Here is a 14807-nt window from a genome sequence, read left to right as displayed (position 1 = left end):
GCACTTTGAGTAAGTTAATTAACCCCTTGGCGTTAAATAAGCCTCTATCTGATCGGTGATGTCGAATCCTCCCGGTACGAGACGATCTCCGGTTTTTACCCCCATGGGCGTGAGTACCAGGCGGCCCGTCGCCAGGTTCTGCAAGGTCAAAAAAATCAGGGGGAACTCGCGGCGCAGCTCTTCGGCCCGCAGGCGGGCAAAGAGCGGCTCCTGCACGCCTTCGCGGCTGCGAATGTCGCTAAACGAAGCCCGGCGCCGCTTATTGCGGTAAGATTCCCATAGCGGATCAAAATGAGGACCTCTCAATGAGAAGTGGAAGTATGTTACCGGCGGTCCTTTGTCCAACTCCGGGGAGACCAGATGCATCATGGCCCCGGCCTCCGATGCCTCTGTTTCGATAAGCCGCCACATCACCTGCCGCCAAGTACCGGTCGGACCTCCCGGCACAGCCGGATGGAGGTTGAGGCAAAGCAACCGCTGGCAGAGAAATGGGCTTAAAACCAACATATAGCCGGCCAGGACCACCACCCGGACTTCGTATCCGCTCAGCAGCTCGATAATCCGATGGTCAAAGGCTAAACGGGCCTCCTCCACCTCGGGATCATGGAGGCGTATTTTCTCCCGTAATTCCCGAGAAGAATGAATCACCAGAGGAAGGTTTAAAGATTCCACTACCTCGGCAAAGCGGGTCGCAGCCGGGGTTTCATTCGGGGCTCGGTCGCAAAAGACATAGGCTATACGGCCGGGAATAAAACCTGAGAGCATCTTTTGATGCGCCGTCTTAAGCAGATCAATGGAACCCTGTCCTCGGCCACTGGAAAACCAGCCGCATAAAAACATATCAATCACCCGGTGGTATTCGAAAAATCTCTGGCGCGCCGTCTGCCCGCCATTCTTCCCCAAGCCGCCATGTACGAAATTTAACAAGAATAACCGCCAGGGTCAACGGCTTTTTAGGCCTGAAGAGAAGCACAATCGGGATACCATTAGATTAACCGACCCGAAGACTATTTCTAGCAGCCCCGGTTTTCTAAACTATGTCGGAAAAAAAAGGGTTAACATCATTGATTCGACCAGAGATCCGTACCTGACAGTAAAAAAAAGGCCGCCCGAAGGCGGCCCGGCTGGAGGTGTAGTGGAGTCCTATCTTGTTAGCCAATGGCGGTTACGCACAGTCAGGAAGGCGTAAGGATAAATCCATTGGAGGAAGAAAAATGCATAGTAACTGTAAATTACGCCGTAAATAAAGTCTAAGTCCTTCTCCAGGACCAGATAATAGATCATGTAGATAGCGGAGATTACCCCTAAGGCCGCTAAAAACTTGATAAAGACCAGGGGATAGACCACGATGGAGCCGAGCAGCAGTCCCAGGAAAAGGTAGGTCAGAGGAAACTCGATCTGGGTCATAAAAAAATCCACGATGGGCAGCAGCCGGTCCTTTTTCCGGTAGTTGGTAAACAGATAACCCAACTGCACGAAGGATTCCCTTACATTGCCCCGCTCCCAACGCAGATACATTTTGCACAGACCCGTATAGGTTTCCGGGACCAAGGTATGGACAATGGCGGTGCGCTGATAGACGCTGTAGTAACCTGCCCGCAGCACAAAGTTGGTTAAGGCCCGGTCTTCAGAATGTTGGCAGGGTGCCCCCAGGAAGGTTTGGTTTAACCAGGCATCGACGTGGGGAAGCACCGCTGCCCGCCGATAGGCGGACAGGGCGCCGGGGGTGCAGGTCACTCCACCATAACGGGACTGGGAGGCCCGCAGAAAGTCGAACGATAAGACAAACCTGACAGCCAGCATCTTGCCTAAAAGGCTCTGATGGCGATTATAGACCTTGACATTGCCGGCCACGGCGCCGACCTTGGCATCCTGCATCATCGGCGCCACCACCTGGCGCAAGGTATCATGAGAAATGACGCTGTCGGAATCAATGGTTACGAAGATTTCACCCTGGCCCTGGGTGAAGCCGGCGTAAAGTCCGGCTTTTTTGCCCCGGTTGTGCGGGAACTGGACGGCCTTGATCAGGTGGGGAAACCGCCCGGCGGCCCGTTGGATATAGTGCCAGGTGTCATCCTTGGAACCGTCATCAATACATATGACCTCAAGTTTGTCGTGCGGATAGTCCGAGGCAACCACGGCGGAGATGGCCTTCTCTACCATCTCCCCTTCATTATAGGCCGGGATAATGACCGTTACCTTCGGCAGTTCGCCTGCCGGCAGGGCGTATGGTCTATATAACCCCCATAACACGGTACGGACAATCTGAAAAAGGAGCAACGCCAAGGTATAGGCAGCCCCCAAAGCTGGAATAAAGGCCGCATAGCTCCGGCGGCTCAAAAGCTGCAAATAGCCGTCCAGAGATCCGTAGTGGAGCGAGATCATAAAAAATACCAGCAACATGGCCGGCACTAAAATTTTCAGGGTTAAATCCACCACCTGCATTTTTTTCAGATTGAATCCTCGCCGTTCGGCCCGGTGGCGGCCGGTAGGATGCAGAGGCAAGGTTGAAGCTGCAGTTCGCATGGCAGGTATACTACCTCCCGGTTAAACAGTTTTAGTTTTTTCCACATGCATCACCGCGATTCACGGCGGCAATAACCGACACTACAGACTGCAAAAGGCCTGCCAATTTTTCTCGGACCTCCCGATGATAATCATATTGAAATTGCTGAATTTATTTTTATCGAAGTTTTTTCCGGCATCCTTTTTTGAAATTCTTTTCTCATTATGAAAAACCGAGAAAAATGTAGACTCGGGTAATTTCAAAATGAGAAATTGAAGCATGTAAACCAGTCTATGATCCCGCGCTGAAATTATTCCTCAAAAAGACTTGAAAAATAAGTATTTCTTTGTTATAGATTCAGATTTAATTAGTCTAGGTAAAAGGAGAGTTCACATGGGGTTGGTAGTGGTCTGTCCGCAATGTCAGGCGAGAGTGGAGATGCAATCCCAGAGTTGTCCATATTGCTATGCTGATCTGAGTAAATTGCCTGAAAGCAAACGGGTCTACGTATTGGAGCGGCCAGGTCCACCTCCGCCTCCGCCCGAAGTTGCCGCTGCTGAACCGGAACCTGAGGTTATCGACGTCGAACCGGCGCCGGCGGTTATCACCGCTGAACCCTTGGCCTCAGAGGAAACTTTTAGAGAACCGGAAGTTGTCGCTGAGACCTTGGTTATAGAAGAGCCCATCGTTGCCGCGATTGAACCGGAGCCGGAGTCGGCGGCAGAAGTTATCGTGGTGGAAGAAACCGTAGAGTTGCCGGAGGTTAGTGCCGCCCCCGCGGTTCAGGAAGAACCTGTTGCTGCCGAAGTTGCAGTGGAAGAAAGCGGGGCCAAAAAGGCCAAAAAACCCAGGACCCGAAAGAAGAAGAAATAAATCGGGACTGCACCATATTTGCATTGGAACTGTTGTTGGATGTTCAGGTATCGCCGCTGAGCAGACGAGGGGGGTGAAGATTCCGCCCCCTTTGCCGTTTCAAGGCAAGGTTTTCTAACGATTGTCATCCTTTAAAAAGCACCCGAACCCATGAAAATCGTCTGCCGGTGGCACAGGCCTACAGGCTGTGGAGATTTTTTTATTAGCTTGAAACTTATAACTTGAAACTCGAAACTTCTTTTTCTTGGTAATGATGTTTTATCGTAAGCTTAAAGTTAGTTTGACTGTAGGAGGACGTTCCCCCCGTGCAGGTCTATAATACCCTGAGCAGACGCAAAGAAGCCTTTATACCTTTGAAACCTGGCATAGTCCAGATTTACGCCTGTGGGGTCACCGTCTATGATGACTGTCACATCGGTCATGCCCGCTCCGCCGTCGTCTTCGACGTCATTGTCCGCTATCTGCGTTTCTTGGGCAACAAAGTATCCTGGGTGCGAAATTTCACTGATATCGATGACAAGATTATTCAACGGGCCGAGCGGGAACATACTTCCTGGAAAACGGTGGCTGAAACCTACATCGCCTCTTTTCAGCGGGATATGGCCGCCCTGGGGGTGGCGCCAGCCGACATTGAACCGAAGGCGACAGACCACATCGACGAGATCATCGGATTTATTCAAGTCCTGGAGGATCAGGGCCTTGCCTATCAACGGAACGGCGATGTCTATTTCCCGGTAGCCAAATTCCCCGGCTACGGTAAGCTTTCCGGTCGCAGTCTGGATGATATGCTGGCCGGAGCCAGGGTGGACGTCAATATTCAGAAAGACAACCCCTTTGATTTTGCGCTTTGGAAGGCCAGCAAACCGGGCGAACCGGCCTGGGACAGTCCCTGGGGACCCGGCCGTCCTGGCTGGCACATCGAATGTTCCGCCATGAGCCGGCACTATTTAGGTGAAACTTTCGATATCCACGGCGGCGGCGCCGATCTCATCTTCCCCCACCATGAGAATGAAATCGCCCAATCGGAGGCGGCCCATGGCAAACCGTTGGCCCGCTATTGGCTCCACAACGGCATGGTCACCGTCAACCAGGAAAAGATGTCTAAATCCTTGGGCAATTTTTTTACTATTCGGGAGGTCTTGGCCAAGTTCCACCCTGAAGTTGTCCGCTTCTTCCTCATTCAAAACCACTATCGCAGTCCCCTGGACTTCTCGGACCAGGCCTTGGCCGAAGCCGAAAATGCCTTGGAGCGCCTCTACAGCACCCTGGCCCGGTTGGACCAGACGACCGGTCCGATCGCTGCGCCTGAGGCTATTTCCGGCGCTTTCTCCCTTTCAGGCCTTGACTCCGAGGAGCAGTCACGCCTCTTAACCATTCGCTCCCGCTTTCTGGAGGCTATGGACGATGATTTTAATACCGCCCAGGCCTTGGGGGTTCTTTTTGATGCGGTTCGCCTGCTCAACCGGATCGTAGAACATAACCCCTCCGGCAATGCCGATATGAGCGCGTTGGCCTGGACACGCCGGGAGCTGACCGTATTGGGCGGCATCCTTAACCTGCTCCAGCAGGACCCCCAGACGATGCTGCAGAACCTACGCCAAAAAACCGATGCCCTGACCATACCTCCCTCAGAAATCGAACGGTTGATCGCCGCCAGAGCCGAGGCCCGCAAACAGAGAGACTTCACCAAAGCCGACGCCATCCGACAGCAGTTAGCTGAAGCAGGCGTCCTCCTGGAAGACACCCCCCAGGGTGCCGTCTGGCGGGTGAAAATCTGAAATACTGAGACCTGGGGAAAATATATCGACTATTTCGCGGACCGTTTGGTAACATATAAATTGTCATGTTCTGGTGATCACAGCGAAATATGAAGACAGAACCGTGGCTGCTGCTCACAATAGTGTTTTTTCTGCTTACCGCCCACTGCCCACTGTTTTTATAAAAGTCTTCAGCTTTTCGGGATGATTGTCAATTTTGGGAAAACAACACGTAAAGGTATGCTTTGGCATTCCAATATACGGTCACAAATCTTCCCGCTAGGGACAGACCAGTGTGCCTGCCTGGGACAGAGACTCGTTTTTTTATCCCCGGCATTGGGCTAACAGGTGTGGGAAAGAGCTTAGAACTATGTCAAAACGCTCGATTGACCGTGAACCGGCGCTTATTAAAGACGTCTTGAAAAAGATACTCAAGCCTAAAGATCTCCCCATGCTCGCCCTGCAGGTTCGTTTGCGCCAGGTCTGGGAGGAGACGGTGGGAGAAAACCTCCGCCAGCACGCCAGGTTAGTCGATTTCAGGAATAAAACCCTTTGGATCGAAGTGACCTCCAATCCCTTGATGCAGGAATTGCATTTTTTAAAATCCAGGGTATTGACCACAATGCAGCAGCAATTAGGTGAGACCGTTATAAAAGATATCAGATTCCGGCTTTCGTAGCGGATGCAATATCTTGCTGGCGTGGCTCCAGAGATTGATCGCTCCAACAAAACTCCTAGTTAGTCTCCATCCGGAACGTCCTTGATTTTTTGGGGTAATCCCTTGTAGCGGGGTAACACCGCAACAAACAAGATTTCCGTATTTCCGTTTGCGCTGCAAAGGGCACCGCCGCAGTTTCCGGATGGGCACTAGTTAGTTGACAGCATCAACCTGTTAAGACAAAATATTCAAATAATCAAAATAAATTAGCAATATTATTCCTACTGGTAGCAGATTACCTCTATTCCTGTAACCGATGGCTACAGCTTTGTTTTTGACCGCTTTCGATAAGCCATAACAAAAGTGGATAATTAGGTTTTAACAAGGTAACCCTGGAGGTTCAGTGAAGTTGCCATACCGATTCAACATGAGAAATATATTCCCCCGTCCTCGGTTAAAGACCCCTTTGACGTCAGCCAGCCTTCTGGTTATCGGTCTTATCCTGCTGCATCCCGCAGTTCTCTGGGCAAGCGAAAGCCAGACCGACTATGGTCTTTTATCAAACATTGGGGTCAGTATTTTAGCCGCCACGGTCATGGCTTATCTCTTTACGGTACTCAAGCAACCATTGATTCTGGCATATATTGCTGCCGGCGTGATCATCGGGCCGCGAATCGGGTTCGCCCTGGTGCAGGATAAAGATGATATCGCCACCATCGCCGAAATCGGCCTGATTCTGTTGCTGTTTATGATCGGCCTGGAGCTGAACCTGAAAAAGATCAGGGAATCCGGTAAGTCACTCATTCTTACAGGTTGCTCTCAGTTCATTATCTGCGTTGCGATGGGGTTGGGGTTTCTCTTCCTCTTGGGTTTTACTTTTCAGGTTGCCACCCCTCAGGAATATGAAATCCTTGGAGTCAAAATAGTGGGCGGCCGCTATGACCTTCTCTACCTGGCCGCCTGTTTGGCTATCAGCAGCACTACCATTGTGGTTAAACTGCTCTACGAAAAATTCGAACTCGATACCTTGGCTGGCCGGCTAACTATCGGAGTGTTAATCTTTCAGGATCTATGGGCCATTGTGATTCTCGGGCTACAGCCAAATTTGGCGGATCCGCAAATCTTGGTAGTCCTCTGGTCCTTTGCCAAAGGCGCTTTCCTGGTGGGTATTACCTTTTTGGCCAGTAAATATGTCCTCCGGCTCATCTTCCGGAAAATCGCCAAACTGCCGGAACTGGTGCTGGTAGCCTCACTTGGGTGGTGTTTTTTTATTGTCGGCTTGGCCAGCGATTTAGGTATGTCCATGGAAATGGGGGCTCTCATCGCCGGGGTGGCCATTTCGACCTTTCCTTATAACCTGGATATCATCGGTAAGATCATTAATATCCGGGATTTTTTTATTACCCTCTTTTTTGTCGGTTTGGGAATGGTAATCCCCAATCCCTTGGACAAATTGGGATTAGTGGGCATCGCCCTGCTGTTATCCGGGTTCTTGGTGGTCACCCGCTTTCTTTCTATTTTTCCCGTTCTTTACGGGCTGAAAAACGGCAATCGGATAAGCCTGCTCACTTCCATCAATCTTTCCCAACTCAGCGAATTCGCCCTGGTGATCGTAGTTATCGGCAAGAAGCCGGAGTACCACCACATCGGTCAAGACATCGTGACCCTGATTATTTTTGTCTTCGTCATCACCTCCATTGCCTCTACGTACATGATCAAATACAGCAACAACCTGCAGAATGCGTTAGGTAAGGTGGCGGTAGCTCTGGGATTCAAGGCCATGCGCGGCCAGATGGAAGAATCAACCCTGGAGGAGCCGAAAGAAATCGCCCTGCTCGGCTTTTTTCGGGTAGCCAGTGCTTTCCTAGCCGAAATAGAAGAAATCAAGCCGGAATTAAAGAATAAACTGGTGGTAGTGGACTTTAATCCTAGAGTATACCGCAGGTTAGCAGCCCGCCAGGTTAAAGTGTTTTATGGCGACATCAGCAATCTGCAGACCTTGCACCACGCTGGCTTGGAACATGCCAAAATTGCCATTTCCACCATTACCGATGACATCCTCGTGGGAACCAGCAACCTGAAACTCATTAGTGAAATACGCACGGTTGCTCCCAATGCCAGAATTATCGTCACCGGCACAAGCAATTCCCAGGCTCTGGAGTTATATGCTGCGGGGGCGGACTTTGTCCTACGTCCCAATGTCGCCACCGCCCTCCAACTGCTGCCTGTTGTAGAGCGCCTGCTTCAAGGCGAAGAAGCTGTGATCAAAGAGGTAGCAGTGGCCAAACTTGCTGAAAGAGATGAAATTCTCAATTAGCAACGGTGAGCGGGTATTGATCGGCCAGTATTCCCCTTATGCTGTATCTCTCAACCTCTTCCGTCAATATCTTGACGCCTTAATCAGTTCCTGATCCCTGCCCTTTATCCTGCTGATTAGCCCGCTTGGCGGCCTCTTGCCCAAAATAACTTTTAATTTTATGGAGATGGCCAATGCTAAGCATGGCTCTTGTCTGTTCATAGAGTCATGGCTTTCTCCATAGTCATATTTTTGACGTTTATTTGATAATATTGACGTTTCAAATATTCTTATCAGGCTTATTTCTTACCTTATTGCACATCTTTTTAAACAATATCAAAGTAATAAGTAATTTATTAATCTTGGCATGCAGATTGCTTTCACATTGTATCAAGCAGTAATTCTCAGATGCTTATAAACGAGGTGGAGAGATGAATCGCGAGGCGGCGCTGCTGATGGAGCATGAGGTAAGATGGCCGAAGGGAAATACTCGGCTCAAACCTAGGCCTGTCTGTCGGGTTATCGCCGTTACGAGCGGTAAGGGAGGGGTGGGAAAATCCAGTATAGTCGTCAACCTGGGGCTTGCTTTAACCCGTCTTGGCCAACGGGTGCTGCTCTTGGATGCTGATCTGGGTCTGGCCAACCTTGATATCCTTCTGGGACTAACTCCCCTTTACACCATTGCCGATGTTTTTTCCGGGCATAAGACCCTCGCTGAAGTTATCATGGCGGGCCCGGAGGGCATGCAGATTCTTCCTGCCGCCTCTGGAGTGATGGAATCTGCCGAATTAAATCAGGCCCAGAAATTATTTCTTTTGGGCGAGTTGGACAATCTCTCCGAAAACTTCGACTATCTCCTCGTTGACACCGGCGCTGGCATCTCCGCAAATGTCTTGTACTTCAATCTCGGCGCCCAGGAGCGCATCGTGGTTGCCGACCATGAACCCACTTCTGTGGTTGATGCCTACGCCCTCATCAAAGTCCTGGCAACTAAGTACTCAGAAAAACGTTTTAAACTGCTGTTTAATAAAATCACCCATCCTGGAGAAGCCCAACGTACGTACGATCAACTCAGCAAGGTAGTCGATCGCTTCCTAAGCGGTTCCGTTATTATCGATTATCTCGGCTTCATTCCGCGTGACGAAGCCATGCCTCGGTCTATCAGTCTTCAAAAGGCGGCAGTGGATATTTTTTCTACCTCTCCTGCCAGCCTTGCCTTCAGCAACCTAGCTCGCACCCTGGTGCTGCAGGAACCCGACACTGCCACGGATGGCAATATCAAGTTCTGCTGGCAAAGGTTAACCCACAGCCCGCACCAGTAAACTCAGTCAAGGAGTCCGGTATGAGGGCCAACAACGCTGAACTGAATGACAACTCTCCTGTAGTCATTGACTGGCCAGAGAAGATTGATCCTGAAACGCATGAACGTCTGGTTCTGCAGTATGCTCCCATGATAAAATATATCGCCGCCCGCCTCGCCCTGCGGTTGCCGTCTCACATCTCCCTCGATGACCTGATCAGTTCCGGCATGATCGGTCTCCTGGATGCCATTAAAAAATTTGATCCCCAAAAAAATATCAGCTTCAAAACGTATGCTGAATTTCGCATCAAGGGCGCTATCCTGGATGAACTGCGTGCCCTGGATTGGATCCCGCGGTCAATCCGCAAGAAGACCAGTCAATTGGAAAAAGCCTATACCAAATTGGAAAAAGAATTGGGGCGGCCAGCCGAAGCGGAAGAGGTTGCCCACAGTATGGGTCTCTCTATGGAAGAATTCTACCACCTGATAGATGAAACCAAGGGGGTCTCTTTACTGGATATTGATGCCGTGCGCCGGAACCTGAATGAATTTTCGGAGGCTGAACTCTATGAAATTCTCCAGGACGAATCCTCCCGGAGCCCTTTTATCTCGGTCCATTTTGCCGAGCTGCGGGATCTGTTGATGAGAGCCCTGGAAGACCTGCCTGATAAAGAAAAGCTATTGATCTCACTGTATTATTACGAAGAATTGACCATGAAGGAGATCGGTGAGATCATGGGTTATACCGAATCCCGCATCTCCCAGATACACACCCAGGCCATCTTTCATCTGTGGTCCAAACTCAGCCATTCATTGTAGAAACCCCGGTCCCCGAAAACGGCGAGATTGCCGGTTGAAATATTGCCTTAAAATTTTAAAGGCTTAAATCTTTTAATTATATAATGGCTGTAGAAGATGAGTTATACATAAGTTGCCTTTCCATTCAAACTGCAAATTAAAAAACTTAACTCTATAGTATTCTTTCCTAATATTATAATGTATATAATAACCAAAGTTCTGCCTCCCGTTGAGGACAGGACTGTATTGAGAAGTGGGTTCAGCCAACTTGAGCGTACTTTGTTTCGGTTTTGGTGATTATCCATATACTTTTTGGTCTATCCGCAGCGATTATTTTTCTTCAATATCAATCGGTCTGAGGCTTCTGCTGAGGAACTCGATGGACTGAGGAGAATCAGGCATGCAGGTTTCTCATTTATTGGAATTTTTCGGTACTGAATGCGTCCATTGTAAAACGCTAGAGCCGCTCATCGAACGTCTGGAGGAGGAATTGGGCGTTTCCGTAACCCGATTGGAAGTCTGGCACAATCAAGCCAATGCAACGCTTTTGAAGTCATATGATCAGGGGTTTTGCGGTGGGGTGCCGTTTTTCTACAACACCCGCACGAGGCAATGGCTGTGCGGGACGGTTTCTTATGAGGCGCTGCGACAGTGGGCCACAGGCGGGAAGGCATCATGAATCTGGAAGATTTTAACCCACTTTCCGGCAAACGGGTAGAGATCTTAGATGAAGAAGGTAACCTCATCGGGGAAGAACTGCGTCCGGCGGTACTTACGGATGAGATGGTGCTCGAGTTGTATGATAAGATGGTGATGTTGCGAGCAGCCGATCAGCAGGCGTTGACGCTGCAGCGAGCTGGCCGCATGGGCACCTATCCGCCGACCTTGGGACAAGAGGCGGCAAACATCGGCAGCGCGGCGGCCCTGGAGACAGGAGACTGGCTGACCCCGTCATTTCGAGAAACGGGGGCTATGATCTTAAGAGGCGTTCCCCTAAAGTTAATCTATCTGTATTGGATGGGAAGCGAGTGGGGCAGCCATTTCCCGGAAGGAGTCAATGTGCTGCCCATCTGTGCGCCGGTGAGCACGCAGACGCTGCACGGAGTAGGTCTGGCATGGGCGGCCAAGTTGAAAGGGGAGCGCGCCGTCAACCTGATTTATTTCGGTGACGGCGCTACTTCCAAAGGCGACTTCCATGAAGCGATGAATTTTGCCGGTGTTTTTTTCACCCCCAATGTATTTTTCTGCCAAAATAACCAATATTCGATCTCGGTGCCGCGCTCGCAACAGACGGCAACCCCGACCCTGGCACAAAAGGCCATCGGCTACGGTTTCCCAGGCCTAATGGTTGATGGCAATGACCTGTTGGCGGTATATGCCGCAACTCAGGCGGCGGTGTCGAGGGCTAGGGAAGGTGGCGGACCGATCCTGATCGAGGCTCAGACGTATAGGTTGGGTCCACATACCACGGCCGATGATCCGAACCGATACCGGACACCGGATGAGGTGAAAGAACGTGAGCCGTTTGACCCATTACGGCGGGTGAGGATATATCTCGAAAGAAAAGGCCTTATCACTGACGACATTGAGAGAGAACGTCGGGAGGGTTACGAACAGATGGCAAGAGGGGAAGCTCGGGAAGCAGAGGCAATGATCTCGCTCAATCCCGATGACCTGTTTGATTTCCATTATTCCCAGATGCCACCCTATTTGACCTGGCAAAAAGAATACTACCATCGCATTCTGGCCGCGCAAAGGGAGTTCGATCGTGGCTAAGCTCAATCTGGTGGAAGCGATCAACCTCGCCTTAGCCGAAGAAATGGGTCGGGATGAGCGCATTATTGTGTTGGGTGAGGATGTGGGCCGGTTGGGCGGGGTCTTTCGGGTTACCGACGGTTTACAGTCTCAATTCGGGGTGAATAGAGTGATTGATACCCCGCTAGCGGAAGCGGGAATCGTCGGTACGGCTCTCGGTCTGGCCCTGGGAGGCCTCAAACCGGTAGTGGAAATTCAATTTATGGGTTTTCTGCCTCCCGCCCTAGATCAGATAATCTGCCATATCAGCCGATACCGAAACCGTACGCGGGGGCGGCATACAGTACCGCTGGTGGTGCGTATGCCGTATGGGGCAGGCATTCATGCACCAGAACATCATTCCGAGAGTATCGAATCAATCTTGGCCCATATTCCCGGTATCAAAGTGGTCATACCATCCAATCCTTATGATGCCAAAGGGCTGCTGATTTCGGCATTGCGCGACCCTGACCCGGTAATGTTTCTCGAGCCGAAGCGGATTTATCGGGCTATACGGCAAGAAGTGCCCGAGGGAGAATATACCGTGCCTTTGGGAACAGCAAACATCATCCGCTCAGGTAAAAGCGTGACGGCAGTGGCCTGGGGGGCAATGGTTCGGGAGGTAATGCGGGCGGCGGAACTGGTGGAGCCGGAAGGGATCGCTGTGGAGGTTATCGACCTCAGAAGCATTTCACCTCTGGATGACGATACCATCGTGCAATCAATCAAAAAAACCGGGTGTGGAGTAATAGTTCATGAAGCCTGCCGCACCTGTGGCATGGCGGCGGAGATTATTGCCCGAATCAATGAAAAGGCATTCCTGTCCCTGGCCGCGCCCCTGGAGAGGGTAACGGGTTTTGATACGATTCCGCCGTTGCTGAAATTAGAAGAGCATTTCCTGCCGGATGTCTTCCGCATCAGCCGAGCTATTCGAAAAATCGCACAGTTCTAATGAATATCCTGTAAATTGAAAATTATATTAGAAAGGCTTTGGAAGGGAAGGATTTCTCTTCTCTCTCAGAACTAAGACCATGATGCCGCGTCAAGGGGTTGAAAAAATTTCCGGTCAATTGTTTAAGTTATTGATAAAGGGAGGCAAGCTATGCGGCTGCAAGGAAAGAAAGTGGCAATGCTAGCTGAGAATTTATATCAGGAGCTGGAAATCTGGTATCCTTTGCTGAGATTGCAGGAGGAAGGCGCCACCGTGGTAGTGGTCGGCTCCGGGAGTGCCGGAGAACACACCAGCAAATTAGGTTATCCGGTGAAGGTGGACCTGTTTGCCGATCAGGTTAAGGCCGACGATTTTGATGGTGTAATCATTCCGGGGGGATATGCGCCGGATATCATGCGACGCTATCCGTCCATGGTAAAACTGGTCAGAGACATGGGGGAACAGGGGAAACTAGTGGCTGCCATCTGCCATGGCGGCTGGATGTTGGCCAGTGCCAATATCGTGGCAGGAAAAAAACTGACCGCCTTTTTTGCCATTAAAGACGATCTGGTCCATGCCGGGGCGCATTTTTACGATGCGGCAGTAGTGGTGGATGGTAACCTGATCACCTCACGGAAGCCGGAGGACCTGCCAGCCTTTTGTCGCGAGATCATTGCGGCCTTAAGCAGATGACCGCATCGGACGAGGCAGAGACATCGACAGCCGTAATACTTCGGCTATCGGAGAGAATAAATCGAGGAATGGCGGGTAGTGCCCACCCTACAGCCCTTCAGTACTGACAGGTCCATCCGTAAGGGGGAATCTGGTATTTGCCCCAAACAACCGGAGTGTTATCGATAAGCTATGTTTGCGATACTAAACATAGGTTATAATCAGAGACATTATGATCATCTGAAAAGACAATTTTATGGAACATTTATAGTCCAATATTGGGGATATAGGCTTAATAATCTTTTTTAGTTCAATTTATTGAATCAAATGTCAATTATTATGAACATTGAACTGCGCACAAACCGAAAGAAGATTCTGCAGGAGGGCGACCTTGATCGGTGGCGGAATTATTCCGAACTAGAAAAATCTCGGAATAATCTGGCCATTCTGGTCCGGTAAAGGTCGGATGAGGTCCAGAGGTCGGGGAAAGCGCATCTTGGCTTATATTTTGCATCAAATAAGAGGAAATCAATCAAAATCAGGCCATGGATTTTCATCTTGACTTTAATTATTTTTCAAGGTTAGTTTTGCTAAAGGGGATAAGTTATGAAAAAATGTCGCAAAGAGTTTATTTTGGGTATTATGCTCATAACGTTTTGCTTTTTTGGTTGTACTCCCCGGACGAGTCCGATTGTCGAAGCTGAAGCGGCGGCGGCGGAGGTAGCTGCCCCGGATCAGGAGAAGTATCAGTTAGGGCCGGAAGATATTGTAGAAATTTCCGTTTGGAAGGAGCCTGATCTGACCAAACAGTTGATAGTGCGGCCAGACGGTAAGATGTCTTATCCCTTGATTGGTGAAATCCCCGCAGCCGGGAAGACGGTTAAGGAATTACAGGATGATATCTCGAAGCGGTTGGAGAAATTTGTCACAGACGCTTCTGTAACAGTAATTTTACTCAAAACGCAACATTACAAATTTTATGTGACCGGAAAGGTAAATAAGCCGGGGGAATTTTTAGTCGGCAGGCCAACCACGGTCTTGCAGGCGATTGCTATGGCGGGGGGATTGACGCCATTTGCTTCGCCCAGCTCGATTGTGGTTCTCCGCAAAGAAGGTGGTCAAGATCAGGTTTACCCTTTTAATTATAAAGAAGTGTCAAGGGGACAGCTTTTAGGTCAAAACATTACTTTACTACCGGGGGATGTGGTAGTGGTGCCATAAA

13 protein-coding genes are annotated in these 14807 nt (G+C 50.2%); 11 read left to right on the top strand and 2 right to left on the bottom strand.

Annotated features, from left to right (window positions below; genetic code table 11):
* Nucleotides 1-18 precede the first annotated feature (18 nt).
* Nucleotides 19-927, bottom strand: a complete 909-nt coding sequence (locus DESAC_RS01290; RefSeq protein WP_013705267.1) for a formyltransferase family protein — start codon at nucleotides 925-927, stop codon at nucleotides 19-21.
* A 216-nt stretch (nucleotides 928-1143) separates the two neighbouring features.
* A complete protein-coding gene (locus tag DESAC_RS01285; protein ID WP_013705266.1) occupies nucleotides 1144-2526 on the bottom strand; it encodes a glycosyltransferase family 2 protein in 1383 nt (460 codons plus the stop codon).
* 373 nt (nucleotides 2527-2899) lie between these two features.
* Here DESAC_RS01285 and DESAC_RS01275 point away from each other — a divergent pair, with 373 nt between their 5' ends.
* The 11 genes from DESAC_RS01275 (at nucleotide 2900) to DESAC_RS01225 (ending at nucleotide 14806) form a co-directional block, all read left to right on the top strand.
* Complete coding sequence (locus DESAC_RS01275) at nucleotides 2900-3379, top strand: hypothetical protein (protein WP_013705265.1); 480 nt, start codon at nucleotides 2900-2902, stop codon at nucleotides 3377-3379.
* Nucleotides 3380-3684: 305 nt separating this feature from the next.
* Nucleotides 3685-5157 (top strand): cysteine--tRNA ligase, encoded by a 1473-nt coding sequence (cysS, locus tag DESAC_RS01270; protein WP_013705264.1) that lies wholly within the window; start codon nucleotides 3685-3687, stop codon nucleotides 5155-5157.
* A gap of 349 nt (nucleotides 5158-5506) precedes the next feature.
* A complete protein-coding gene (locus tag DESAC_RS01265) occupies nucleotides 5507-5815 on the top strand; it encodes a DciA family protein (protein ID WP_013705263.1) in 309 nt (102 codons plus the stop codon).
* A gap of 406 nt (nucleotides 5816-6221) precedes the next feature.
* Nucleotides 6222-8111, top strand: coding sequence for a cation:proton antiporter domain-containing protein (locus DESAC_RS01260; RefSeq protein ID WP_148231160.1), 1890 nt, complete (start codon nucleotides 6222-6224; stop codon nucleotides 8109-8111).
* A 410-nt stretch (nucleotides 8112-8521) separates the two neighbouring features.
* Nucleotides 8522-9412, top strand: a complete 891-nt coding sequence (locus tag DESAC_RS01255; RefSeq protein ID WP_013705261.1) for a MinD/ParA family protein — start codon at nucleotides 8522-8524, stop codon at nucleotides 9410-9412.
* A 20-nt stretch (nucleotides 9413-9432) separates the two neighbouring features.
* Entirely contained in the window at nucleotides 9433-10209 is a 777-nt protein-coding gene (locus tag DESAC_RS01250) for a FliA/WhiG family RNA polymerase sigma factor (protein ID WP_013705260.1), read from the top strand.
* 379 nt (nucleotides 10210-10588) lie between these two features.
* The gene (locus DESAC_RS01245) at nucleotides 10589-10867 is read left to right on the top strand and encodes a thioredoxin domain-containing protein (RefSeq protein WP_013705259.1); all 279 of its coding nucleotides are present in this window, start codon (nucleotides 10589-10591) and stop codon (nucleotides 10865-10867) included.
* Entirely contained in the window at nucleotides 10864-11964 is a 1101-nt protein-coding gene (gene pdhA, locus DESAC_RS01240; protein WP_041283722.1) for a pyruvate dehydrogenase (acetyl-transferring) E1 component subunit alpha, read from the top strand. The genes DESAC_RS01245 and pdhA overlap by 4 nt, the downstream gene beginning before the upstream one ends.
* Nucleotides 11957-12934, top strand: a complete 978-nt coding sequence (locus tag DESAC_RS01235) for an alpha-ketoacid dehydrogenase subunit beta (RefSeq protein ID WP_013705257.1) — start codon at nucleotides 11957-11959, stop codon at nucleotides 12932-12934. Before pdhA ends, DESAC_RS01235 begins: the two co-directional genes overlap by 8 nt.
* 150 nt (nucleotides 12935-13084) lie before the next feature.
* Nucleotides 13085-13606, top strand: a complete 522-nt coding sequence (locus tag DESAC_RS01230) for a type 1 glutamine amidotransferase domain-containing protein (protein ID WP_013705256.1) — start codon at nucleotides 13085-13087, stop codon at nucleotides 13604-13606.
* Nucleotides 13607-14191: 585 nt separating this feature from the next.
* Complete coding sequence (locus DESAC_RS01225; protein WP_013705255.1) at nucleotides 14192-14806, top strand: polysaccharide biosynthesis/export family protein; 615 nt, start codon at nucleotides 14192-14194, stop codon at nucleotides 14804-14806.
* The last annotated feature ends 1 nt before the right edge of the window (nucleotide 14807 follow it).

The sequence above is a fragment of the Desulfobacca acetoxidans DSM 11109 genome (genome assembly GCF_000195295.1).
GTDB lineage: Bacteria > Desulfobacterota > Desulfobaccia > Desulfobaccales > Desulfobaccaceae > Desulfobacca > Desulfobacca acetoxidans.
The sequence above is the reverse complement of the archived record's forward strand: the minus strand, read 5'-3'. Positions and strand labels throughout refer to the sequence as shown.